Below are 23934 nucleotides of genomic sequence, written 5' to 3' on the forward strand. Positions count from 1 at the left end.
GTTTGGGCCCACCATGTCCCGCTACGGCCAGTTGGCAGACCAGCTGCAACAGCAGATCACGAGCGGCCTCTGGCAGCCGGGGGAGCGCATCCCCTCCATCCGCCAGAGCTGCAAGACCCATGGCCTCAGCCCCATGACGGTGCTCCAGGCCTATCAGTTGCTCGAAAGCCGGGGCCTCATCCTGGCGCGGCCCCAGTCCGGCTACTACGTCAAGGCCGCGAGCACGGCCCGGCGGGAGAGTCAGCCCCAGCAGGCCCGCTACAGCGGCTCGGTGGACATCAACGATCTGGTGTTCGAGGTGCTGCAGGCGAGCAAGTCACGGGAGCTGGTGCCCCTTGGCATGGCGGTGGCGGACCCGACCCTCTTCCCCCACCCCCAGCTCGGTCGGGCCCTCGGCAGTTGCATGCGCCGCCTCGATCCCTTCAGCACGGTGGCAGATCTGCCCCCCGGCAACGAGGCACTGCGCCGCGCCATCGCCCGGCGCTACGCCAGCGAGGGGATGGCGGTGGATCCCCAGCAGATCATCATCACCACGGGGGCCATGGAGGCGCTCTCCCTCAGTCTTCAGGTGCTGACCGAGCCCGGCGACTGGGTGGTGGTGGAGTCCCCCACCTTCTACGGCGCCCTGCAGGCCATCGAGCGGCTCAAGCTCAAGGTGGTTGAGATCCCGGTGATCCCCGGGGTGGGCATCGATCTCGCCCTGCTGGAGGAGGCCCTCGCCCAGCGCCCCGTCAAGGCGTGCTGGCTGATGGGCAATGTGCAGCACCCCCTCGGCCACACCATGCCGGATGAGCACAAGCAGGCGCTGATGGGGCTGCTCAACCGCCACCGGGTCCCCCTGGTGGAGGATGACGTCTACGCGGAGCTCTATGTCGGGCGCGAGCGGCCAAGGCCCATCACCCATTGGGATGCGCGGGGAGAGAGCCTGCTGTGCGGCTCCTGGACCAAGTGCCTGGCGCCGGGCTTTCGGGTCGGCTGGGTGGTGGCCAAGCGCCACGCCGAGCGCATCCAGCGGCTGCAACTGATGTCGACCCTGTCGACCAATGTGCCCAGTCAGCTGGCGCTGGCCGACATGTTGCGCCAGGGCGGGGTGGACGCCCACTTTCGCCGCCTGCGCCACACCCTGGCCCAGCGCCAGCAGCAGATGCGGGCAGCCCTGATGCGCCTCTTCCCCGAGGCGCGTATCTCCTCCCCCGACGGGGGCTACTTTCTCTGGCTCGAATTTGACGCCCGCCTCGATGGCCGGGCGCTCTATGCCAGCGCCATCGAACAGGGGGTCTCCATCGCCCCCGGGGCCCTCTTCTCCAGCCAGGGCCAGCACAACCACTGCCTGCGCCTCAACAGCTCCCATCCCTGGAGCCCGCAACTGGACGCGGCGCTCAACCGGCTTGCGGGCCTCATCGCCCGGCAACGGGAAACCTGGCAGAGCCCCCCTGACGCCTCATACGACAAGGGCCCGTAACGGGCCCTTTTGCAAGCGAGTGCGCCTTATCTGGCCATGGTCTGTGACTGGGCCTTGAAGCCCAGTTGCTCGTAGAGGGCCCTGGCCCGCTCGTTGAAAGCCATCACCTCCAGGCGCAACTGGCTTGCGCCCCGCGCCTTGCCCCACTGGTCCCCGTAGGCGATCAGCGCCCGGCCGATACCCCGGGAGCGGAGCCCCTCATCCACCACCACGGTCGTGATGCGGCAGACGGGCAGCTTGCTGAGAAAGGGGACGCTCTCGTTGAGGTCGATGCGGGCGGTGAGAAAACCCGCCACCTCCCCCGCCACCACCGCCACGCAGAAAAGACGTGCCTCGTCGGCAATGGCGCCGAGCAAGAAGGCCCTGTCCTCCGGGGACGGGGGGCAGAACACCTCGGGCACCTGCTCGAAGTGGAGCTGACCTATCTGCCGGTTCAGGGCCAGAATGGCGTCGATATCCTGTTCAGTTGCCTTGCGAATGTCCACCTGATGCTCCTTGCAGTGAGGGTCGCCAGCGAGGAAAGAGGCTTGGCGGTCACCCTTTGGAACCCGCATCTTATCGGCTCGTCACGGCAATCAACAGCCCCCGGCAACGACAAGGCCCCATGACGGGGCCTTGTGCATCCGCTGACTCCCGGGCTCAGCCCGACGCCCCCAGCTGGGCCACCTGGCGCTCTATGCTTCCCTTGAGGTTGTCATCCAGCTTCAAGGCGCGCGCCAGCTCGTCCAGATAGCCGCGCTCCATGAAGTGATCCACCTCAATGGTGAGCAGGGAGGCGAGGTAGACCTCGGTCGCCAGCTCCATGTCGGTCACTTCTCGCGCCAGGACATGGGGGTCGAGGGGGCGGGAGAGCTCGGCGTCAATCCAGCGGGCCGCATCCCGCTCCCCCTGTTCGGTCAGGTACTCCTGGATCTTCTGGCGCTCGGCGGCATCGATGTGGCCGTCGGCCCGGGCCGCCGCCACCATGGCACGCACCAGCAGGTTGGCGCGGGCATCCAGGGCCTTGCCCTCCAGGGTGTCGAGGGGCTGGGTCGGCTGGGCCGGGGTGGACTGCTGGGTCTGCCAGTCCTGATAGAGTTTGTAGGCCAGCCCCCCGAGGGCTGCCGCCCCCCCCACCGCCGCCACCTTGGTGCCATATTTGCGCATCTTCTTGTTGCCAAGCAGCAGCGCCATGGCCCCGGCGGCCAATCCCCCCTGCGCCATGCCCTTCATCTGGGCCTTGCGCGTGTCACCACCGTCGTTGAGCCAGCCCTTGCCAGCTCCCATCAATTGCTCCAGCATCTGTTTCATGGGGCCTCCTCGCTCGCGTGATGAGTCATGCTGGGCCGCCTGCGCTGAACTCAAGGTGAATGACGGCGCAGACAAGAGGAGGCGCTGGTTGGATCAGTGTCGGCCCCGCCCGCTGCTATTGTCCCCGGGGGACAGCCAAGGAGTCCCCCCTTGCCTCGACATAAGGAAGTACCATGAGCGCCCGTGAACTGACCCTGCAATTTCTCGCCGAACCCGCCGACGTCAACTTTGGCGGCAAAGTCCATGGCGGCATGGTGATGAAGTGGATTGACCAGGCCGGCTACGCCTGCGCCGCCGGTTGGTGTGGCGGCTATGCCGTCACCGTCTATGTGGGGGGCATCCGCTTCTTGCGCCCCATCCAGATAGGCCAACTGGTGGAGGTGCACGCCAAGGTGATCCACACCGGTACCACCAGCATGCACCTGGCGGTGGATGTCTACAGCCGCCACCCCACCGACCCGGAGCGGCGCAAGACCACCCACTGCATCATCATCTTCGTGGCCATGGACGAGCATGGCAAACCCACCCCGGTGCCCCAGTGGCAGCCGGTGAGCGAGAGCGATCTGCAGTTGCAGCAGTACGCCAAAAAGCTGATGGCCCTGCGCGAGGAGCTGGACAAGGAGATGCGCCAGCACATGTGACCCGTCCCGCCCCGGGCAGCCGGGGCGTGTCTTCGCGCCGCCGGGCGCTATAATGGCGACCCCCCTTGCTTTTGAGAACCCAAGATGTCCCTGGAAAATGCCCCCCCCGAGGTCCAGCTCGCGGTGGATCTGATTGAACTGCTGGAAACCAACCACATCGCCCCCGCGCTGGCCCTGGCGGCACTCGCCATCGTTCGCCGGGATTATGAGCGCAAGCTCGAGGAAGGTCGGGAGGCCTGAGCGCCCCCGCAGGAGGCACCATGTCAGCCCCCATTCGCATCGAACAAGGCCGCGCCATGCTCCTCGGGGGGCTGCGCCGTCACCACCCCTTCGAGCAGGGGGACTTCGCCGGCCAGTGGCGCGACCTCAGCGCCCTGCTTCCCCTGCCGGGGCAGCTCGGGGAGCACGCCTATGGCGTCATCTGCGCCGCCACCGACACCCACTGCGAATACCTCTGCGGGGTGGAGGTCGCCGCCCTGGAGGTGCTGCCTCCCGGGCTTGGCCGCATGCGCATCGCCCCCCAGACCTACGCCATCTTCTTGCATCAGGGGCATGTCGCGACCCTGCCGCACACCTGGCGCCAGGCCCTGGCTTGGCTCGCGCAATCGGACTATCAATCTGCCCAGCAGCCGGATTTCGAGCGCTACGGCGCCCGCTTTGACGCCGCCACCGGCAGCGGCGAAGTGGAAATCTGGCTCGCCATGGTACCCAAACAGGCCCTGGCCTGACCCCTGGCCGCCCGGGCTACCTCGGCCCCATCACCTCGTCACAGAGCGCGATCAGCGCCTCCCCCAGCCGGGCGAGGGGCTCGCTCGTGCCCGGCCCCTGGTGCAGAGCCAGCTCCACCGAGCGCACCGCAGGCCAGTGGGCCAGCACCACCTGATCCGGTTGCAGCAGGCGCGCCGGCAGCAGGCTGACCCCGATCCCCGCGCTCACCGCCCCTTGCAGGCTGGCGAGACTGCCGCTCACGTAGGCGATGCGCCAGGGGATCCCCTCGGCATCCAGGGCGTCGGTCATCTGGCGCCGGTAGAGCCCCTCACTTGGAAACACCACCAGAGGCAGGGGGTCGCGCCCGGCGGCGGGCCACTCCCGGCTGTCAACCCAGGCCAGGGGCTCGCGCCAGCGGGCGATGGGCTCCCCCTGGCCGCGCCCCTGCTTGATGAGGGCCAGATCCAGCTCTCCCCCTTCGAATGCCTGCCACAGGGCATGGCTGAGATCGCTTTGTACCTCCAGCCGCACCTGAGGGTGCGTGCGGGCGAAGGCGGCCAGCACCGGGGTCATGGCCCCCGCGGCAAAATCCTCCGGCACCCCGAGGCGCAGGGGATGGCTCGCCTCGCTCACCCGCTCCCCCGCCCGGGCCAGCAGCCCCAGGATGCGGCGCGCCAGCCCGAGCAGGGTCTCCCCCTGGGCCGTGGTCACCACCTGGCGGCCGGATCGGTCGAGCAGGGTGCAACCCAGCTGCTGCTCCAGGCGGCGCATCTGCTGGCTCAGGGTGGACTGGGTGAGGTGGATACGCTCGGCAGCGCGGGTAAAGCTGCCGGTTTCGACGATGGCGACGAAGCTCTGCAGCAATTGGGGGTCCAGCAGGGGGCGCTCCATGGGCAATCTCCATTTATAAAACCACTGGAAGTCATTTTATCATTTAATTTCCAAATGATGCGGCGACCCTCTAGGCTGCTGTCCTCCCCCTTCTTTGCCAGGATATGACCATGCCACCCCCTTCCCAGTCCGGTGCCCGCCTCCTCAACTCCCTCACCGCCGCCTCGGCCCCCAGCCATCAGGAGTGGCTGGAGCAGGCCCTGCACCTGGCCCTGACCCATCGCCAGCAAGGGGGGCGCCCCTTCGCCGCCCTGCTGGTGAGGGAGAACCGGCTGGTGGCGAGCGCCGTCAACCGCATGCTGGAGGCGGGGGACCCCACCCGTCACGCGGAGCTGGAAGCGCTGCGGGAAGGGAGTCGCCAGGGGCCGCTGGCCGGGGCCATCGTCTATGCCAGCGGGCACCCCTGCCCCATGTGCCTGTCGGCCCTGGTGATGAACGGCATCCAGGCGGTCTACTACGCCTTTGACAACGACGATGCCGCCTCCTTCGGCTATGACAGCCGCGCGGCCTACGCGGCCCTGCGACTGCCCCTGTGCCCGCCGCCCCTGCCCCTCATCAAGCTGGCGAGCCCCATCGCGGCCGAAACCCTCTACGGTCCCCTGCCCCATGCATAAGCGCCTCCTCCCCCCGGGCAGCGGCGCCTTGCTGGTGCTGGTGATCCTCATCGCCCTCAACCTGCGCCCCTTCCTCACCGCCATCGGCCCCCTGGCCCCTCGCATCGACGCGAGGCTGGCCCTCGGGGTGGATACCCTGGCCTGGGTCACCCTGCTGCCCCTCTGGCTTATCGGGGTCGGCGTGCTGCTCACCCCGGCGCTCCTGGGTCGCACGGGCCCGCGCCCCCTGCTCGGGGCGGCCCTGCTGCTGCTCGCCCTTGGCAGCGCCCTGCGCGTCGATCTGGCGAGCGGCGCCCTGCTCATCGCCAGCGCCGCCCTGTGCGGGCTGGGCTCAGCCCTGGTGCAGGGGGTGCTGCCCGGCCTCATCAAGGAGGGGTTCGCCCAAAAGGTGCCCCTGGTGATGGGGATCTTCTCCGCCTGCATGATGGGGGGCGGGGCGCTCGGGGCCGTGCTCACCCCGCGCCTTGCCGAGTATCTGGACTGGTCTCGGGCGCTGGCGCTCTGGGGCCTGCCGGTGCTGCTGGCCCTCGGCTGGCTGGCCTGGCGGGTGCCCCTGCCCGCCNCCGGCCAGCACGCCCGCCCCCACCGGGGAGCAGCGGCTGCTCCCCCTGCCCCGCACCTGGCTGCTCATCGCCTGTTTTGGCATCATCAACAGCGGCTACGGCATCGTCGTGGCCTGGCTGGCCCCAGCCTACATGGCGGCGGGCTGGAGCGCCCAGCAAGGGGGCGAGCTGGTGGCCTGGCTCGCCCTGGCCCAGACCGCGAGCGGCCTTGGCCTGCCCCTGCTGGCAGCCGGTCGGCTGGACCGCCGCCCCTGGATGGCGCTGGCCATCGCCATGCAGCTGGCGGGCTTTGGCGGCCTCTGGCTCGCTCCCCAGACCGCCCCCCTGCTCTGGTGTTTGCTGTGCGGCGCCGGGCTTGGGGGGAGCTTCTCCCTCATCATGGTGATTGCGCTGGATCACCTGCCCGACCCACGCCGGGCGGGCGCCCTCTGCGCCCTGATGCAGGGGGTCGGCTTCATGGTGGCGGCTACCGGCCCCTGGGTGGCGGCCCGCCTGCACCATGCAAGCGGTGACTTCGCCGCCGCCTGGCAGTGGCAGCTCGGCGCCCTGGTCCTGATGAGCCTGCTGGTGGTGCGTCTCAACCCGCGCCACTACCCAGGGGCCATGGGCCTGCCCCCGGAGCAGGCCATGGCTGTGCAGACGGCAGGCCACAAGCCTGCCTGATCCGGCGAGCACCGGCCTTGGGGGCCAGAAAGCACAACACCGGCCTTGGCCGGTGTTGTGCTTTCTGGGTGCGGGAAGGCCTGGCGCTCAGCGCCCCTTCTTCTGGCGCCCGCCCTGCCCTGGCCGCGGTTTGCCCGGGGCGGGTTTGCCCCCCTTGCCGGGCGCGCTTTTACCTGCCCCCCCTTTGCTGGCAGCCCCTTTGCCCGCCCCGCCCTTGCCTGCGGGGCTCTTCTTCTCGAAGGCCTCGGGACCCGGCACATTGGGGCGCCCGCCAATCTCGTGATCGTCGCTGCGCCGCGGCTTCTTGCCCTGGGCCGGGGTGCCGGCCGCAGCCGCCTTGGGCTTGGCAACCTGAGCCCCCTTGGCCGGTTTCGCCTCGGAGGAGGAGTCCTCAATGAGCTTGAACAGCTCGATCAGCTCGTCGTCGGTGAGATCGCGCCACTCCCCCACCGGCAGCCCCTTGAGGCTGACGTTCATGATGCGGATGCGCTCGAGCTTGGTCACCTCGAAGCCGAAGTGCTCGCACATGCGGCGGATCTGGCGGTTGAGCCCCTGCACCAGGGTGATGCGAAACACGAAGGGCGCCTCTCGCTTCACCTTGCACTTCTTGGTGACGGCGCCGAGGATGGGCACCCCGGCCGCCATGCCGCGGACGAACTCGTCGGTCACCGGCTTGTCCACGGTCACCAGGTACTCTTTCTCGTGATCGTTGCCCGCCCGCAGGATCTTGTTCACCAGATCCCCGTGGTTGGTGAGGAAGATGAGCCCCTGGGAGTCCTTGTCGAGGCGACCGATGGGGAAGATGCGAGTGCTGTGGTTGACGAAGTCGACGATGTTGTCCTTCTCCCCCGCCTCCGTGGTGCTGACGATGCCCACTGGCTTGTTGAGGGCGATGAAGACCAGGCTGTCGGCTTCGCGCGGCTCGATCACCTGGCCGTTGACCTTGACCAGATCCCCGGCAAACACCTGATCCCCCACCCCGGCCCGCTTGCCGTTGATGAAGACGTTGCCCTGCTCGATGAAACGATCGGCCTCACGACGGGAGCAGATGCCGCTCTCGCTGATGTATTTGTTCAGGCGCATGGATTCATCGGCCAGCATGGGTCACCTCCCCGGTCGGATGGGCCTTGAGAATGGCTGGCTGGATCAGCCGCGCTGTGGTCGGGTTCGTCTGCATACAACTCCATGAAATAAGGGCCTGCGCCCTGCATGTTCGGCAAAAAACGCCGCTACAGTAGCACATTGCACGGGCCCGCGCCCGGCCCCGTCGCACCCTGGCTGCTGGCTCACAGGGGGGGCTGCCCCTGATGCAGCAGCAGGCCCCCCATTATCCAGTGTGCGGTGACGCCGCGGCCCTGATTGGGCTGCACCGCGCACTCCCCGCCACTTTTCACTTCATGGTGCTCACTTCATGGGCCGGGCCCCCGCCGCCGAAGATAGGGTGCGGCCTTCGGCAGATAGCCAGATGATCTAACGCTTGATATTTATCCAGCAAAAATGCATAAAAAGATTTTGGTCATCGCGAATTATCTGCTCTGACCCGCCGACGACGGGAAATGACACCCCCATCGGGGCGCAACAACGGGCCCCTTGAGCCCCGCGAACCCTGAAGACGGGCATGATCCCCTCTCTGGCAGGACGCCACTTTCATCATTCACGACAGGAGTTAAAGATGAGTCATTCCCTCTCCCAGGAGGCCTTCCTGGCCCAGGTCGCCAGCCGCAACCCTCACCAGCCCGAGTTCATCCAGGCCGTGAGCGAGGTGATCGCCTCCATCTGGCCCTATGTGGAGCGCCACCCCCGCTACCTGCAACACGGCCTGCTGGAGCGATTGGTGGAACCCGAGCGCCTGGTGCAGTTTCGGGTGAGCTGGGTGGATGACCAGGGTCGGGTGCAGGTGAACCGCGGCTACCGGGTGCAGCACAGCTCCGCCATCGGCCCCTTCAAGGGCGGCATGCGCTTCCACCCCTCGGTGGATCTCTCGGTGCTGAAATTCCTCGCCTTCGAGCAGACCTTCAAGAACGCCCTCACCACCCTGCCCATGGGCGGCGGCAAGGGGGGCAGCGATTTCGATCCCAAGGGCAAGAGCGAAGGAGAAGTGATGCGCTTCTGCCAGGCCCTGATGCTGGAGCTCTATCGCCACCTGGGGGCCAACACCGACGTGCCGGCGGGCGACATCGGGGTGGGCGGGCGCGAGGTGAGCTACATGGCGGGCATGATGAAGAAGCTCACCAACAGCGCCGAGTGCGTCTTCACCGGCAAGGGACTCTCCTTTGGCGGCAGCCTCATTCGTCCGGAAGCCACCGGCTACGGCCTGCTCTACTTTGTCGACGCCATGCTGGCCCATCGCGGCCAGTCCCTCGATGGCCTGCGGGTCTCGGTGTCGGGCTCGGGCAACGTGGCCCAGTACGCCATCGAGAAGGCGATGGCCCTCGGCGCCCGGGTCATCACCGCCTCCGACTCCGGCGGCACCGTCTATGATCCGGACGGCTTCACCCCCGAGAAACTGGCCCGCCTGATGGCGCTTAAAAACGAGCAGCGCAAGCGGGTCGCCGATTACGCCCATGAGCTCGGGCTCGAGTTCTTCAGCGGCCGCACCCCCTGGCACCTGGCGACCGACGTCGCCCTCCCCTGCGCCACCCAGAACGAGCTGGATGCCGAAGATGCGGTGCAGCTTATCGCGAGCGGCGTGCAGCTGGTAGCGGAGGGGGCCAACATGCCCTCCAGCGCCGCCGCCATCCGCCTCTTCCACGAGGCCCGGGTGCTGTTTGCCCCAGGCAAGGCCGCCAACGCCGGCGGGGTTGCCACCTCGGGCCTCGAGATGAGCCAGAATGCCCAGCGCCTCTCCTGGACCCGGGAGGAGGTGGACGCCCGCCTCAAGGGGATCATGACCAGCATCCACGCCACCTGTGTGCGCTACGGTCAGGATGCTGACCATGTGAACTACGAGAGCGGCGCCAATATTGCAGGCTTCGTCAAGGTGGCCGACGCCATGCTGGCGCAAGGGGTCTGCTGAGCGCCTTGGCCCGGGGCTTCCCCCTCAACACAACGGCAGCCCTCGGGCTGCCGTTGTGTTTTGTGCGTGCCGTCGATACAAGAACGATGGACGAATGGGGTTACTCTCGGCTTGATGTAAATGAATTTCGTACATCTATTCGAAAAGATTAAAAACAAAGATTAAATGAGTAAAAATTCAATCAACCACCACTTAATGTGACCAATATCAAAAAATGGCACTGGGTCTTGACTATATTTCATGCTCCAATCTTATTTTACAGATGATAATAACTATGAAGTTTTTAACAGTTGCGGTGCTGGCGACAACGCTTTCAGGATGTTCGGTTTACATGGCTACACAACAACCAGATAAAAAAGATCTCTCCTTGTTACAGATGGGCACACCCAGAAGCACCCTGTTAGGTGAGCTTGGGTATCCACAAGCACAGACTGAGCATGATGGGAAAAAATGGGACATATGGCGTTTTAAGCAAGGGTATTCTGGAGGCGCCAAGGTCGGCAGAGCGGCAGGTCATGCCGCAATGGATGTAATGACCCTTGGTATTTGGGAAGTCGTAGGTACGCCCGTTGAGGCTGCTGCCGATGGTACTATGGTCGCCTATGAGGTGTCGTATGACGACTCAAATAATGTCTCCGCTGTTGTTCCACTCAACTTAAAAAGTGGTGAATCACTGAAGTAATTGAAGCGAACATACCAATAATACGGCAGCCCTTGGGCTGCCGTTGTGTTTGGTGCCTAGCGCGACTTCACACTCTCTTCACCCAGGCATGAAAATCTCCCATCCGTTCCATCTCGCTGACGAGGATAACAAGATGACGATGAAAATAGGTGCCCTGCTGATCCTGGCCGGGCTCGGCTGTTTTGTGGCATTCAACCTGCTGGGCTCCACCCTCGATGCCCAGGGCTTCCTGCACGAGCCCTTTGCCCTGCTGCCCCTGGGCTATCTGCTGCTCTTCACCGGCATGGTGCTCACCGTGATCCCTCTGCTGCGCAAGGGGCGCACCAGGGAACAATGACACAAACCGCAAGGTGCCAGGAGCTCAGCAATAACGGCTGATCTCGATGAGGTTCCGATCCGGGTCCAGACAATAGACCGACTCGATGGGGCCACAGGCACCGCTTTTCATCACAGGCCCCTCCACTATCTCGACCCCCTGGCTCGCCAGCTGGGCCATCACCTGATCCAGGGGCCAGCGGGTGATGAGGCAGAGATCCCCCGACCCCACCTGCGCCCGGTTGCGCGCCTCCTCCCCCAGCAACTGCAAATTGATCTTCTGGTTGCCAAAGCTCAGCGCCCGGCGCCCCGCTCCGAAGGTAATGGGCTCCATCTTGAAGGCGCCGCTGTAAAACGCCACCGCCCGCTCAATGTCACTGACCGTCAATACCAGATGGTCGATATGGCTGATCATGGTTACCTCTTGGTGAGAAGACAGCATCCTTGCCGGTTGCAAGAACAGAGTTGACTGCAAACTCGGCCGGCCCGTCTATGACTGTGGTCTGGCGTGCAAAAAGCATTATTAAAAAACCCACATTTTGCTTGCAGATAGGGCGCTTTCTACTTCACGTCAAGCAAACGATAACATCGTTAGCAGGTAGCCGTATGGTGATGGGAATGGAGGTCGGTGAGCAACTTGTAAGCATATGCTTGAATTAGTTTATGTAACGTTGCAGCTTACTCATACACTTCCCGATGGCCTCAGTTGGAAAATCTCAAAGTGTCTAGGAAAGCAGAGCACTTCACCTTGCCTTTGCAAAAATCCCCGGATACCATCCAAGTATTTTCTAAATATCTCAGAGATCTTCCTTTTATATTTGTGATCTATCTCAGAATTTCTGAGGAACGGATGGAAGAACACGGATTTTTGTGCAGCTTACCAAGTCGCGCGAAAATCGTGTGCTTAACGTTATCTGGCTGATTGGGTAGCAATTCAATCGTTGTGCTGACCGCTTCACCAAGACGACGTGCAGAAAATATTTAAAGCGCGAAAAAATGAGCGGGACTAAGAAAAGACTAGTTTCAGCGAAACTGAGCATGCATCTGGTCGTGACTTCAAACAGTAGGTCGCTCTCACCTCAAAATCCTTGGAGGTATCCTATAAATGACCATTCCAGAACTTGAATTCCTGAAAAACGAAGCTGGTGAGGAAGAAGGGCTTTCCGACGCTGGCATAGAAACCTTCCGCGATGACCCATATGCGAGCTGCGCGAGGGAAGCGGGCCAAAACTCCCGAGATGCAGGCCTTGAAAATGATAAGCCAGTCCGTATGACGTTCGACCTGATGCAGGAAGATCGCGTAAACCTCCCTTTCCACGCATCGCTTGCGAGGACTTTGGATTGTTGCCTAAACCAAGCTCATGCAGAGAAAGAAAAGGAATTCTTCAAGAACGCATGTGAAGTGATTTCCAAAGAGAGACTGCCGATCCTGAGGATATCCGACTTCAATACCAAGGGGCTGATAGGACCTCCGGAAACGAGTGGTACAGTATTTCACTCACTGCTTAAGTCATCTGGCGTCAGCAAGAAAGATAGCGAAACCTCGGGTGGTTCTTACGGAATCGGTAAGAACGCAAATTTTGCAGTTTCCGACCTGCAAACAGTGATGTATTCGACACTCTACCTTGGGGAGTTTGATGAACATGTTTTCGCAGCTCAAGGCAAGGTGAAACTGGTATCTCATCAGGATAAGAATAAAGATTATCGCCGGGCGACGGGGTACTGGGGATTCCCAGATGGCTTCCGTGCAATTACCAATGAGTCGCAAGTTCCAGAATGGATGCGGCGTTCGGAGATCGGAACCTCAATATTCTGTGTCGGATTTCGTGAGTCAAAAGACTGGGCAGAGCGAATGACATTCTCTCTTGTGTCCAATTTTTTTGTGGCTATTCAGAATGAAGATATGGAATTCGAGGTGGATTCGGGAAGAATAAAAATCAACAGCAATACACTTGAGGGACTGTGGTCACATCCGAAAATAGAGGAAACGGCAGAGAGATCGGGGCATTCTTCCGAATTGGAGTTTGCACGCCAATTGCACCGGTGCTTGGTTTCCGAAGCTGCAACAGAAGAGATAATTGATATCACTGATCTAGGAAAGATAAAGGTCCGAATTCTGATGGAGGTTGGCATGCCGCGCCGAGTTGGATTCGTACGAAATGGCATGCTTATTACCGACAATCTGAGAAACTTTGGCCATGCTTTTGCGAGGTTCAATGGCTCAGATTTCATCGCGTTGGTACAGCCGTGTGATAATGCAGCTGGCAAAGTCCTGAAAAAATTGGAGAATCCTGCACACAATGCTTTTTCTGCCGAGCGTATCGCCGATCCGACAGGACGTCGTGTCGCTGAAAAAGCAATGCGTAGCTTGGGCACTAAATTGCGCGAGATGATTAAAGTATTTACGAGTGTTCCGGAGAAGGATTCACTAACGTTGGACGAACTAGGAAAACACTTCGCCTACAGAGGTAAACCTGATTCAATGCCTGATCCAACGAACGAGAGTGATCCTGAGACGTACACATACTCGGCAGCACGTGTACAGACCAAAAAGACCAGCGCTTCCGGCAGAAATGGCAATGAAGATGAGCAGACCGGTAGACACAAGGGCAGGCATAGAGCCAAGCCTAGTGGCGGAGGTAGCAATCAACCGGAGGATAGAAAAGCTGGAGATGCAGGAGCTTCAGATATACGAACCTCTGTCGATTTGTCGGATATACGAAACCGCATAATCCTAGATAGTCGAGGCACAGCCAAGGCAAGAACTTTGTACTTTAGTTCTCCTGTTACAGGACGCATCGAATTGACATTACAAGCAACTGGCGTAAATACCCCGGAGAACTTGTATCCCGTAAAAGCAGATGGAGCATCCATCAAGAACAACAGGATCTTGCTCGATGTCAAAGAGGGGGAACGAAATTTGCTCTTAGTTGAGTTTGATGAACCCTATGATGGCCCGATTGAGGTAAACGCTAACAAGCTACGTTGCGGGGAGATGATGGAATGAGAATCTCTGAGAATACAAGATTTCCGCACCCAGTACTTGGACTTGATACTGGTGATTTTATCGTTGGTGAATTTAACCTAGAAATAGAAGTCAAAGAGAATCGTTCCACTAATAACGTGGCCTTAGAGCATACAATAACTCTTACCGAGCCAGGAATTCGCAACCTGATTGAGAACAATCAGGCGTCAGTTGGGTGCATAATAAAGTGCGTCGATACTTTTTTCAGCGATCTCCGGCAAATGGCTTGGCCGACCGGAAAAACAGATTTTTCTCCTGGGCAACTATTGAATCGAGTTTCGCTTCGTCCGATTGTTTGGTTGAAAACAAACCTGAGTGATTGGGATCCCGGAACTATTCATCCTGAGTTCGAACCTCCTGTATCTCTAAATAATGGAGACATCATTGCCGTTGGCGAGGAGCTGATAATCAGTGTCGGGCAGGCGAAGCTCACGCCTATTGAGAGCATCTTCAAGCTTGTGAAGCAGGAAACTGTTCCCGATGGAGAGTTACAGGTTGATGTAACGGGGAACCACATTGCCCTGCTAGTCTCTGAAAAAACATTTCAAGCTCTCAGTGAGCTTAGACTTCAGTCTAGCTGGCAGGAAATATTAATGAGTTCAATATATATGCCCGCGGTAATGGAAGTGCTCGACGTTCTCCGTAGTGATAGTAAGGAGCATGAGTCTTCACGTTGGTATCAGCCGTTTCTTGCCAAGTGCGATGCGAAGGGGGTTCGCATAGAGCCGAATATGTCAATCCTTGAGGCTGCGCAGATTATTTTAGAACATCCGATTACTCACTTTAGTAAGCTAATGGGAGAATAGAGAAATGTCTTATATACCTCTTAAATACTTGTCACAAGATGTTGTAAATGATCTTCGTGATAAGGTCACACTCAATCGAGATAGATACTCTAGCGGTAACTTTTTAGACCTTGCTAAAGAGAATGGATGGGAAATAGAAAGTAATACGGTCCAGATTGACTTGGATATGCTGGAAAGTTTGGATGGTACAGATCGAACGGCTGAGGCAGATATAAAAAACTCCTTGATCGTTCATAAATCGCTCCAAGGCATGACCCCTGCATTGGCAAGAGAAGAACGTATATGGTTGAGACTAACTCATGTTGAGTGCTTGGAATATAGCCGTGACAGATGGATAAAAAAAGCTGAAGGCGATAGCCTAGACAAAGCTGTTCTGGACCATTTTTTTGCTGAAGGACGTACCGGAATTCGCGATGATAACGCTATTTCTAGGTTATGGTGGAATATGCACGTTGCAACTATTGCAGATCCAGAAGATCCGGTGGATGCACTTCACTATATACTCAAAACTGCCGATATTCGTCAAGCTATTGTTGAGCGCCCAAATATTGCATCACGACAACCCCTTACACGGGCAATAGTGCGCGCAATGCGATCTATTCCATGGATCACTTCCTCTGAAAATGCTTTTCGTGAGTTTATAAAAGAAATGAATAGAGATGCCGGCGGGATTTTATTTGAAGCAATTTCTGATTATGATGTAGATTGTATTCTTAGTAGATACGCCGAAAAGGCTAGAATGATCTCGATAGACTCAAGATGATTTAGGAATTGAGATTACGCATATATTTTAAAATCGAAGCAAGCATTATAATTCACTCTTGCTTCGATTTTATAAAGTCATATTGGTTATGTGATTTTATTTATAAAAAATAAAGTTCAAGTGGATAATAAAATATTAAAGACCAGTTTTGCTATTTTCTTTGCAAGCAAAGGGGGGACCGCATTCCCGACCTGATGATACTGCTGTGTTCTTCCTCCATGGAAGAAGTAGTTGTCAGGGAATGTCTGCAAACGTGCGGCTTCTCTTACTGTCAAGCTGCGGCACTGTTTTGGATCGTAATGGATGAAATAATGCCCATCTTTCGCAATATGACTGGTTATGGTAGTAGACGGAGCATCCGCCAGTTGCACCCTGAACCTGTCAGAGAACTGGCCTGATTCCCAGTTTTTGTGATCCGGAGCAAGCCCTGGTAGGCAAAAATCAGTATGGCCTTTGGGTGAACGGGAATACTCTTCTGAAAAACATGCCGCATATCCATAACGCCCCAGATCATCGATTCGATGTCCCCTCGTTTCATGATTCAACCAGATATCAAGATTGGGATCAGAATACCAACTGTCTAACTCACTAATTCCAGTGCAACCTTCTAGCTCATCAGATTTAGTCCAGCGCAGTCCACCTGTTTCTTGTGCATTCAAATGCTCTGCTGCTGCAATCAATCTTGCTGAAAGAGGCATTATATCCTTCGGTCCCATTTGTGCAGACACGCTAAGCGACATCAGCTCTTCTCTGACCGAAGATTCCCAATTCAGGTATGAATCACTCTGCTTGCTGAGCTTGCTTCGCAATGCAGGCATATTCCCGATGACCTGTTTGACCGTTACTGTATCTGACTTTGACAGCTTTGGCAGTTCTCGAAGCTCAGCACGATCACTGCGAATGCCCAGAAGTATCACACGGTGACGGGCCTGCGGAATTCCATACTCTTCGGCCTGAATGATGAACTTCTTGGCATCGAGCAATTTGGGGTCATCACCATCCTGGAATACTTCGTCATTTACCAAGGAGACTATTTTGTATCTGAGACCGTCATCAGGCATATCCAAGGCCACATTGGGACTGGCCAAGTCACGGAGAATTTGATGAAAAATAAAGTCTCCATTTATCTTTGAGGACAATATCCCCTTGACATTCTCCATGACAAAAATATCTGGGCGATTCTTCTGGATAATCCGCAGATACTCTTTATAGAGGAAATGACGATGATCCTCTTCCGGCTTGTAATCCAATTTGCCTTTGTTCCTTGAACGTCCGGCAATGGAATAGGCCTGACAGGGAGGGCCGCCAATCAACACCCAGGGCAGTGATTCACTCTTGTTTTCAAAAGCCTTGGCTATCGCCTGATCAAGCCTTTGGTTGCCTTCTTCGCTGCCGATCTCCAGACACAGCGCCTCTTCCTCCGCTTTTGCCCAGAGATCGATGGTGTTTTCCGTGAACGGATTATCTGCATCACCATTGCAGAACTGGTAATAGTCCTGAATGAACTCGGGCCTGTGATTCTTGAGCAACCGGTAGAATGCACGAAGTTTCAATGTCTGATGGGCGACAGGATCCCTCTCTGCAGAAACCTGGATCTCGAATGCCTTGCCATCATTGAGAGAGGAGAAGCCCTCACCCAACCCGCCTGGACCGGCAAAAAGGTCGACGACGGGGATGGGTGGTGAAAAAATGTTCATGTCGAATTACTGTGTTTTTGATCAGGCCGTAAAGATACCAGGAAGCATGACTTCTAGGAAGCGAAAGCATGGATGTTGTTGATGCATCAACCCGTTCCGTGATGATGTCAGGCATCAGGGGCAAGAATACCCGCCCCGAAGTTCTGCTGCGCAAATACCTCCACGCCCGGGGTTTTCGTTTCAGATTGCACGTGAAAGATCTTCCCGGCACGCCAGACATCGTTCTGCCACGCTATCGACTCTGTATTTTCGTTCATGGCTGCTTCTGGCATCGTCACCTCAATTGTTCATATGCCGCCACTCCAAAGAGCAACACCGTATTCTGGCTGCAGAAGTTTACGGCCAACACGATTCGCGATGAAAAAGTGGAATACATGCTGAGCCAGGCAGGTTGGAGAGTATTCCAGATATGGGAATGCGGCTTGAAAGGAATGGATGAGACCACTCTGGAGTGGCTGCCGCCCATCATCAGGGGGACTACAACATCATTGAGCTGGCCTGACGATCCAAACGAAAGAGTTGTCTGACAGGATGCATCAAGCCCCTTATCAGCTTCTCGAAAATCTCCTTGCGCTCAAAAGCGGCCCCCACGGCGGGCCGCCTTCGTGTGGTCAGCAGGCAATCCGTTCTATGCGGCCACCGCTCAGTTTGAAGAAGGCATCCTGCGGCAGCTCCTGAAGCCAGGTGGTGGTGTAGTCCAGATCCACATAGGCACCGCGCAGCATGGCGCCAAAGAGACCGTGAGAAACCACGATGGCCTGCTCGGCAATGTGCTCGTCCTCAAGCCATTGCCGGGCCCGGCGCTGAATGCTCTCAAAACTCTCACCATGGGGAGCCCGCAGATACCAGTCCGGCTCCTCCAGATCCAGCTCGGGGTGGGCCGCCAGCAGCTCGGGCACCCGGCGACTCTCCCACTCCCCCATCCCTAGCTCCACCAGCCGCTCGTCCCAGATGATGCGCTCCTGGTCCAAGCCAAGCTGCTGACACACCCGCTCCGCCGTCTGCCGTGCCCGGCCGAGGGGGCTGGCGTAGATCGTCCAGTCGGTGGGCTCGGTCAGGAGCTTGGCCAGACGGGCCCCCATGGCGAGGGCCTGGGCTTCTCCCCTGGGGGTCAGCTCGGAGTTGCAACGCCCCTGCAACCGCAATTCGGCGTTGTAACGGGTCTGGCCATGGCGCAGCAAATAGAGGGTTCGAGACATGGTTTCTCCAGCAGAGTCAATGAGATAAGAAAAACAGGGGGAAGATGATAACAGATGTACCGGGTCAACCAAGACCCGGAGGATGCAGGCTTGTGCTGACTCCTTGAGCGCATGGCCTGCGGCTATACGTGAAAGGGCAACAGGGGCTGCGCGCCTTTATCGCACAGGCGCCTTGTGCGCATACCACACGCCTTCGCCTCGGGCCCGCCAGCGCCGTGGCAAGCGCCCCATGCTCCCCTATCTTGTTGTTCAGACGGAATAAAATGGGGATGTGCCGGTTTATCGGTCACAGGATGGCGGCCAAAGCCAGAAAAGACAGAGTTTTTGCTCTGATCCGGGGGCCATTTTGGTACGTATCTCTGGCTCACGACATGGACGCCTGGTGTACAATCTGCCACCCGATTTCCCCTGACCCGGCCCAGGCTCAGGCCCTGATGTACCCCAGAGTAAATGAACGTGACCCCAACCCACCCCATGCTCGACAGTTATTACAGCCAGGATCTGGTGTTCTTCTCCATCCTGGTGGCGGTGCTCGCCTCCTACACGGCGCTGACCATGACCAGCCGGGTGAGCCAGAGCCGGGGACGGGCCGCCGTGCTCTGGCTAGCGGGGGGAGCCTTCGCCATGGGGCTCGGCATCTGGTCCATGCATTTTATCGGCATGCTCGCCTTCAACCTGCCCATCGCGCTGGGATACGACCTGACCCTCACCGGTCTCTCCCTGGTGGCGGCCATCGGCTCCTCGGCTTTTGCGCTCTGGCTGGTGAGTCGCCCCCAGCTCCCCTGGCACCAGATCCTGTTCGGGGCCGTGCTGATGGGGGCCGGCATCGCCACCATGCACTACATCGGCATGGCGGCCATGAAGATAGCGCCCGGCATCCACTACCAGCCTGGGCTTTTCATCCTCTCCATCCTCATCGCGGTATTCGCCTCGGGTGCCGCGCTCTGGATAGCGTTTCGCCTGCGCAACAGCTCGCCCCGCGCCTTCTTCAGCAAGGCCCTCGCCTCCCTGGTGATGGGGGCGGCCATCATCGGCATGCACTACACCGGCATGGCGGCGGCCCAGTTCCCCGCAGAGAGCCTGTGCGGGGCCCTCTACACCGGTCTCAATACCCAGTGGCTGGCAACCGTGGTCATCATCGTGACCCTGGCGGTGTTCGCCATCGCCTTCGTGCTCTCCATGCTGGATGCCCACGCCGCCAGGCTCTCCACCTCCCTGCACCAGGCCCACGACGAGCTGCTCAAGCTGGCGCTCCATGACAGCCTGACCCGGCTGCCGAACCGGCTGCTGTTTGCCGACCGGCTGGAGCAGCGCATCCAGGAGTGCCAGCACAGCCAGCGCAGCTTCTCCCTGCTGTTTCTCGATCTCGACGGCTTCAAGATCATCAACGATGCCCACGGCCACCACACCGGGGATCTGCTGCTGGCCGAGGTGGCCCAGCGCATCACCGGCCTGCTCGGAGCCAGCGACACCGCCTCGCGCTTTGGCGGGGACGAGTTCGTGCTGGCACTGGCGCCGGGGGATGTGAGCCAGACCACGGCCTTTGCCGAGCGGCTGCTGGCCACCCTGGCCCAGCCCTATGAGTGGGAGCACCACAGCCTGCACATCACCGCCAGCATCGGCATTGCCGTCTATCCCCAGGATGGTACCAGCCTGCACGAGCTGACCCTCAACGCCGATGCCGCCATGTATTACGCCAAGGAGCAGGGGCGCAACGACTACTACTACTTCGACAGCGCCATGAACGCCAACGCCCACCAGCAGTTCCTGCTGCACAAGGAGCTGCAACATGCCCTGGAGCGGGGGGAGCTGGCCCTGCACTACCAGCCCAAATACTGTGCCCGCAGCGGCCAGGTGGTCGGCGCCGAGGCCCTGCTGCGCTGGCAGCACCCGGAGCATGGTGCCGTCTCGCCGGCCAGCTTCCTGCCGCTGGCGGAGAAGAGCCGGCTCATCATCCCCATCGGCAACTGGGTCATCGACGAGGCGTGCCGCCAGATGAGCGCCTGGCGGGCGGCGGGTCATCACGACTGGAGCGTGGCGGTCAATCTCTCCACCATCCAGCTCGCCAGCCCCGGGTTGCTGGAGGAGGTGCAGGGCGCCCTCGCCCGCCATCGGCTCGAGGCCCGTCACCTGACCCTGGAGATCACCGAATCCACCGCCATGCAGAAGGCCGAGGAGAGCCTCGCCATCCTCAACCGTCTGGCCGAGCTCGGCCTTGGCATCTCCATCGACGACTTCGGCACCGGCTACTCCAGCCTGCTCTACCTCAAGCGCTTCCCCGCCAACGAGCTCAAGATTGACCGGGGCTTTGTCACTACCCTGGAGCGGGGAGGCGACGATGCCACCATCATCGCCGCCATCATCGCCCTGGGTCAGGCCCTGGAGATGCGCATCGTGGCAGAGGGGGTGGAAACCCCGGAGCAGCGCGACCTGCTGACCGAGCTGGGCTGCGACACCTTGCAGGGCTACCTGCTCGGGCGCCCCATGACCGGGGAGCAACTGCTTGTCCACTGCGCTCCCGAGACTCCCCAACAGGTGCTGGAAGGTGTGCTTGCCTGACAAGCAGGTGAGGCGCTGCGCCCATGTCGCCAGGGTCATCACCAGCCCGATTGCGTCCCTTCACGACTCAAGGTAGTCTGCTGCAAGACTCGAATGCCCCTTTATCTTACCGAGTGCATCGAGCGACCCCCATGGCAGATCACCCGTTCAGAGGAGCCACATCCATGGCCATATACCAGTTCTTCAGCGTCCCCGCCTCCCGCCGTCAGCAATATACCTATGTCGACATGGCCTCCCCCACTTTCCTCACGGAGAAGGAGGCGCTGCTGACGCAAGGGTTCGAGGTGGAAGAGGATTTCATCGACGCGGCCACTCCCCGCGAGGCGGTGGAGAAGTACAGATCCGGCTTTCTCTACGTGGCGGACGAGATAGGCAAGTCAGACGAGGCCTATGCGGCGGCAACGGCCTTGCTGGAGATGGGCAAGAAGATCCTGGGCCGCAAGGCGGGCTGAGCAAGGCGGGCCGCCGGGGCGATACCCCCGATGGCCCGCAGGCAGTCAGCGTTGGGGGTGCTGGCGGAGCATCTCCACCAGCTCCTCTTCACTGCCGGGTTCATGGGCAAGCTGCAGGCTGGGGGCGGCGCCCCCCATCAGCATATAAACGTGAGTGCTGCAGTGATCGTAGTGATACCACTTACCGTCGATACAGACGTCGGTATAGCATCTCGGGTCCTTCTTGAGCTCCATACGCACATCCTTATGTGTCATTCACCAACATCACCCTTGACCGTAAAATAAGCGGCCCGAGTCCCCCTTGACCTGGATCAAGGGAGGTGGCGGGCAGAAGCGGGCAGTGGCCGGATCTGGCCGGGGCCGGATGTCGCCAGCCCGGATGACAGAGCCCACCAACCGGCCCCAGCCAGGCAACAGCGCAACAAAAACGGCGCCCGAAGGCGCCGTTTTTCATGTCCGTCATTTGACCGACGGGGAACAAGCCGCTGGCTTATTCGTCTTCCAGGTAGGCGTAGCCTTGCAGACCCAGCTCCAGCTCGTCGAGCAGGGCCTTGCGGGTCTCGTCGTCCAGCGCCGGGTGGGAGACGATGCGCTGGTAGTTCTCGCGGATCACGGACGGGTCGATGTTGACGTAACGCAGCAGCTGGTCGACGGTGTCGCCACGCACCACGTTGCGGATGTCCATCTTGCCTTCTTCATCCAGCCACACTTCCGCGCAGTGGGTGTCACCAAACAGGTTGTGCAGATCCCCCAGGATCTCCTGATAGGCACCCACCAGGAAGAAGCCGACGTGGCACTCTTCGTCTTCACCGTAGACCGGCATCGGCAGGGTGCTCTCGACCCCCAGACCGTCGACGTAGTGCTCCACCTGACCGTCGGAGTCGCAGGTGATGTCCATCAGGATGCCGCGGCGGGTGAGCGGACGCTCGAGGCCGGCCAGCGGCATCACCGGAAACACCTGACCGATACCCCAGGCATCCGGCAGGGACTGGAACAGGGAGAAGTTGGCAAAGCACTTGTCCGCCAGTTTCTCGGAGAGCTCGTCGGCCAGGGCGCGGTGGTTGCGGTTGACCGGGTTGAGCAGCTCCTTGAGCGCCAGACAGGTGTTCTGGTGCAGCATCTCGGCCCAGGCACGTTGCTCCAGGTTCAAGAGGCCCATGGTGTACTGGGCGTTGACGTCACCGAGATCCGCCACGGAGTCGTGGAAGATCTCCAGCAGAGAGGGATCTTCCCCGCGCAGGTCCAGCCACCCTTTCCACATGTTCTGCAAGATGGTGGGCGCGTCCTCGTCCGGGGCGCTGATGTCGTTCACCTCCACCCCTTCGGCACCAATGATATTGGTGACCAGCACGGCGTGGTGCGCAGTCAGGGCACGGCCGGACTCGCTGATGATGGTCGGGTGCGGCAGGTCGAACTCGCGGCACACATCGCCGATGCCCCAGACCACGTTGTTGGCGTACTCGGAGAGGCTGTAGTTCGCGGAGCAGTGGCTCTGGGAACGGGTGCCCTCATAGTCCACCCCGAGGCCGCCGCCCACGTCCACCACCTCGACCTTGGCGCCAAGACGGCACAGCTCGGCGTAGAAGCGGCCGCACTCGCGGATGCCGCCCTGGATGTCGCGGATGTTGGCGATCTGGGAACCCAGATGGAAGTGCAGCAGTTGCAGGCAGTCCAGCTTGCCGAGGCTGCGCAGACGCTCCACCAGCGCCAGGATCTGGGAGGCAGAGAGACCGAACTTGGACATGGAACCGCCGCTCGATTCCCACATGCCGGAGCCGGTGGACGCCAGACGGGCGCGCACCCCGATGTTGGGCTTGATGTTGAGACGAGCGGACTCGTCGAGCACCATTTCCAGCTCGGAGGGCTTCTCCACCACGATGTAGACCTTGTGGCCCATCAGGTTGCCCAGGAGGGCGTGGCGGATGTATTCGCGGTCCTTGTAACCGTTGCAGACGATCACGGACCCTTGCTCATGATGATGGGACAGCACGGCCAGCAACTCGGGCTTGGAGCCCGCTTCCAGCCCAAGCCTCGGCTTGTCGCTGTAGGACTGACTGATGGTCTCGATGACGCGGCGCTGCTGGTTTACCTTGATCGGGTAAACGCACAGGTAATCCCCTTCATAGCCTGACTTTTCGATGGCCTGACCGAAGGCGTTGAACAGCGCATCGACCCGGCTCTTGAGGATGTCGGGGAAACGCAGCAACACCGGCGTGGTCAGCCCGGACTGGCGCAGTTGCTCGATGGCCTCGGACAGCACGATCTGAGCCTCGGGGCGAGACTTGTCGGGAGAGACGGTCACATGACCGGCGTCATTGATATTGAAAAAACCCGCACCCCAGTAGGGAACGTTGTAGACCTTCAAGGAGTCCTTGCTGGACCAGTTAGTCATGGGCTATGCCTCGCAAATGAGCGGCCGTGGGCCGCCTTCGTTACCCTCAATCACATCCAGACCATTGATTGCAAAATGCGGCAAGCCAGAGCGGCCTGCTGACGTTGGACCCGCAACGGAGCATGCTCCGCCACATCCTGTTCATTGCACATCGCGGCAAGCCAAGGCTGCCTGGTGGATCTTGGGAAGTAACGAG

General features: G+C 60.0%; 25 protein-coding genes. 16 read left to right on the forward strand and 9 right to left on the reverse strand.

What is annotated here, in order from left to right; translation table 11 throughout:
• The first annotated feature begins 13 nt into the window (after window positions 1-13).
• Window positions 14-1462 carry a PLP-dependent aminotransferase family protein gene (locus AB5Y47_RS03455; RefSeq protein ID WP_268451969.1) on the forward strand — a complete coding sequence of 483 codons (1449 nt, stop codon included), beginning with the start codon at window positions 14-16 and terminating at the stop codon, window positions 1460-1462.
• A 26-nt stretch (window positions 1463-1488) separates the two neighbouring features.
• On the opposite strand, the gene AB5Y47_RS03460 is transcribed toward AB5Y47_RS03455, so the two are convergent.
• Complete coding sequence (locus AB5Y47_RS03460; protein ID WP_323908723.1) at window positions 1489-1947, reverse strand: GNAT family N-acetyltransferase; 459 nt, start codon at window positions 1945-1947, stop codon at window positions 1489-1491.
• Between the two features lie 154 nt (window positions 1948-2101).
• Entirely contained in the window at window positions 2102-2752 is a 651-nt protein-coding gene (locus AB5Y47_RS03465) for a tellurite resistance TerB family protein (RefSeq protein WP_323908724.1), read from the reverse strand.
• Between the two features lie 173 nt (window positions 2753-2925).
• Between AB5Y47_RS03465 and AB5Y47_RS03470 the strand changes: the two genes are divergently transcribed.
• The 3 genes from AB5Y47_RS03470 (at window position 2926) to AB5Y47_RS03480 (ending at window position 4121) form a co-directional block, all read left to right on the forward strand.
• The gene (locus tag AB5Y47_RS03470; RefSeq protein ID WP_010674201.1) at window positions 2926-3393 is read left to right on the forward strand and encodes an acyl-CoA thioesterase; all 468 of its coding nucleotides are present in this window, start codon (window positions 2926-2928) and stop codon (window positions 3391-3393) included.
• 84 nt (window positions 3394-3477) lie between these two features.
• Window positions 3478-3633: a pleiotropic regulatory protein RsmS gene (rsmS, locus tag AB5Y47_RS03475; RefSeq protein WP_010674200.1), complete on the forward strand. Its 156-nt coding sequence runs from the start codon at window positions 3478-3480 to the stop codon at window positions 3631-3633.
• A gap of 20 nt (window positions 3634-3653) precedes the next feature.
• Window positions 3654-4121: a GyrI-like domain-containing protein gene (locus tag AB5Y47_RS03480; protein ID WP_368219836.1), complete on the forward strand. Its 468-nt coding sequence runs from the start codon at window positions 3654-3656 to the stop codon at window positions 4119-4121.
• 16 nt (window positions 4122-4137) lie between these two features.
• On the opposite strand, the gene AB5Y47_RS03485 is transcribed toward AB5Y47_RS03480, so the two are convergent.
• Window positions 4138-4980, reverse strand: coding sequence for a LysR family transcriptional regulator (locus AB5Y47_RS03485; RefSeq protein ID WP_124245432.1), 843 nt, complete (start codon window positions 4978-4980; stop codon window positions 4138-4140).
• Window positions 4981-5096: 116 nt separating this feature from the next.
• Here AB5Y47_RS03485 and AB5Y47_RS03490 point away from each other — a divergent pair, with 116 nt between their 5' ends.
• The 3 genes from AB5Y47_RS03490 (at window position 5097) to AB5Y47_RS03500 (ending at window position 6832) form a co-directional block, all read left to right on the forward strand.
• The gene (locus AB5Y47_RS03490) at window positions 5097-5606 is read left to right on the forward strand and encodes a nucleoside deaminase (protein WP_171865588.1); all 510 of its coding nucleotides are present in this window, start codon (window positions 5097-5099) and stop codon (window positions 5604-5606) included.
• Complete coding sequence (locus AB5Y47_RS03495) at window positions 5599-6681, forward strand: CynX/NimT family MFS transporter (protein ID WP_368219837.1); 1083 nt, start codon at window positions 5599-5601, stop codon at window positions 6679-6681. The genes AB5Y47_RS03490 and AB5Y47_RS03495 overlap by 8 nt, the downstream gene beginning before the upstream one ends.
• Complete coding sequence (locus tag AB5Y47_RS03500) at window positions 6626-6832, forward strand: hypothetical protein (protein ID WP_368219839.1); 207 nt, start codon at window positions 6626-6628, stop codon at window positions 6830-6832. The genes AB5Y47_RS03495 and AB5Y47_RS03500 overlap by 56 nt, the downstream gene beginning before the upstream one ends.
• Window positions 6833-6919: 87 nt before the next feature.
• Here the strand turns inward: AB5Y47_RS03500 and rluF are convergent, their stop codons facing one another.
• Entirely contained in the window at window positions 6920-7933 is a 1014-nt protein-coding gene (gene rluF, locus AB5Y47_RS03505) for a 23S rRNA pseudouridine(2604) synthase RluF (RefSeq protein WP_111896514.1), read from the reverse strand.
• Window positions 7934-8504: 571 nt separating this feature from the next.
• On the opposite strand from rluF, the gene gdhA reads away from it, so the two are divergent.
• The 3 genes from gdhA to AB5Y47_RS03520 all read left to right on the forward strand — a co-directional run bounded on the left by gdhA (window position 8505) and on the right by AB5Y47_RS03520 (window position 10867).
• Window positions 8505-9848, forward strand: coding sequence for an NADP-specific glutamate dehydrogenase (gene gdhA, locus AB5Y47_RS03510; protein WP_043156589.1), 1344 nt, complete (start codon window positions 8505-8507; stop codon window positions 9846-9848).
• Between the two features lie 274 nt (window positions 9849-10122).
• Entirely contained in the window at window positions 10123-10530 is a 408-nt protein-coding gene (locus AB5Y47_RS03515; protein ID WP_225315808.1) for a hypothetical protein, read from the forward strand.
• Window positions 10531-10663: 133 nt separating this feature from the next.
• Window positions 10664-10867 carry a DUF3955 domain-containing protein gene (locus AB5Y47_RS03520; RefSeq protein ID WP_043156523.1) on the forward strand — a complete coding sequence of 68 codons (204 nt, stop codon included), beginning with the start codon at window positions 10664-10666 and terminating at the stop codon, window positions 10865-10867.
• Between the two features lie 24 nt (window positions 10868-10891).
• On the opposite strand, the gene AB5Y47_RS03525 is transcribed toward AB5Y47_RS03520, so the two are convergent.
• Window positions 10892-11260, reverse strand: coding sequence for a VOC family protein (locus AB5Y47_RS03525; RefSeq protein ID WP_043156525.1), 369 nt, complete (start codon window positions 11258-11260; stop codon window positions 10892-10894).
• 690 nt (window positions 11261-11950) lie between these two features.
• Here AB5Y47_RS03525 and AB5Y47_RS03530 point away from each other — a divergent pair.
• From AB5Y47_RS03530 to AB5Y47_RS03540, 3 genes are read left to right on the forward strand one after another with little or no spacing between them, the layout of a single operon-like run.
• Complete coding sequence (locus AB5Y47_RS03530; RefSeq protein WP_368219840.1) at window positions 11951-13852, forward strand: hypothetical protein; 1902 nt, start codon at window positions 11951-11953, stop codon at window positions 13850-13852.
• On the forward strand, window positions 13849-14676 hold the full coding sequence (locus tag AB5Y47_RS03535) for a hypothetical protein (protein WP_125117161.1): 828 nt from the start codon (window positions 13849-13851) through the stop codon (window positions 14674-14676). The genes AB5Y47_RS03530 and AB5Y47_RS03535 overlap by 4 nt, the downstream gene beginning before the upstream one ends.
• Before the next feature lie 4 nt (window positions 14677-14680).
• Entirely contained in the window at window positions 14681-15439 is a 759-nt protein-coding gene (locus tag AB5Y47_RS03540; protein WP_081844146.1) for a DUF6339 family protein, read from the forward strand.
• 116 nt (window positions 15440-15555) lie between these two features.
• Here AB5Y47_RS03540 and AB5Y47_RS03545 read toward each other — a convergent pair whose 3' ends face one another.
• A complete protein-coding gene (locus AB5Y47_RS03545; protein WP_368219841.1) occupies window positions 15556-17136 on the reverse strand; it encodes a DNA cytosine methyltransferase in 1581 nt (526 codons plus the stop codon).
• Between the two features lie 68 nt (window positions 17137-17204).
• On the opposite strand from AB5Y47_RS03545, the gene AB5Y47_RS03550 reads away from it, so the two are divergent.
• On the forward strand, window positions 17205-17663 hold the full coding sequence (locus tag AB5Y47_RS03550) for a very short patch repair endonuclease (protein WP_125117160.1): 459 nt from the start codon (window positions 17205-17207) through the stop codon (window positions 17661-17663).
• Window positions 17664-17747: 84 nt separating this feature from the next.
• On the opposite strand, the gene AB5Y47_RS03555 is transcribed toward AB5Y47_RS03550, so the two are convergent.
• Window positions 17748-18335: a histidine phosphatase family protein gene (locus tag AB5Y47_RS03555; protein WP_069784867.1), complete on the reverse strand. Its 588-nt coding sequence runs from the start codon at window positions 18333-18335 to the stop codon at window positions 17748-17750.
• A 450-nt stretch (window positions 18336-18785) separates the two neighbouring features.
• Here AB5Y47_RS03555 and AB5Y47_RS03560 point away from each other — a divergent pair, with 450 nt between their 5' ends.
• Window positions 18786-20894: a putative bifunctional diguanylate cyclase/phosphodiesterase gene (locus AB5Y47_RS03560; RefSeq protein ID WP_368219843.1), complete on the forward strand. Its 2109-nt coding sequence runs from the start codon at window positions 18786-18788 to the stop codon at window positions 20892-20894.
• A 164-nt stretch (window positions 20895-21058) separates the two neighbouring features.
• Window positions 21059-21346, forward strand: coding sequence for a hypothetical protein (locus AB5Y47_RS03565; RefSeq protein ID WP_368219845.1), 288 nt, complete (start codon window positions 21059-21061; stop codon window positions 21344-21346).
• A gap of 45 nt (window positions 21347-21391) precedes the next feature.
• Here AB5Y47_RS03565 and AB5Y47_RS03570 read toward each other — a convergent pair whose 3' ends face one another.
• Window positions 21392-21580: a hypothetical protein gene (locus AB5Y47_RS03570; protein ID WP_043154249.1), complete on the reverse strand. Its 189-nt coding sequence runs from the start codon at window positions 21578-21580 to the stop codon at window positions 21392-21394.
• Between the two features lie 256 nt (window positions 21581-21836).
• Window positions 21837-23738, reverse strand: coding sequence for a biosynthetic arginine decarboxylase (gene speA, locus AB5Y47_RS03575; protein WP_041212753.1), 1902 nt, complete (start codon window positions 23736-23738; stop codon window positions 21837-21839).
• Window positions 23739-23934 lie beyond the last annotated feature (196 nt).

The sequence above is a fragment of the Aeromonas sp. R7-2 genome, assembly GCF_040908105.1.
Taxonomy (GTDB): Bacteria; Pseudomonadota; Gammaproteobacteria; order Enterobacterales; family Aeromonadaceae; genus Aeromonas; species Aeromonas caviae.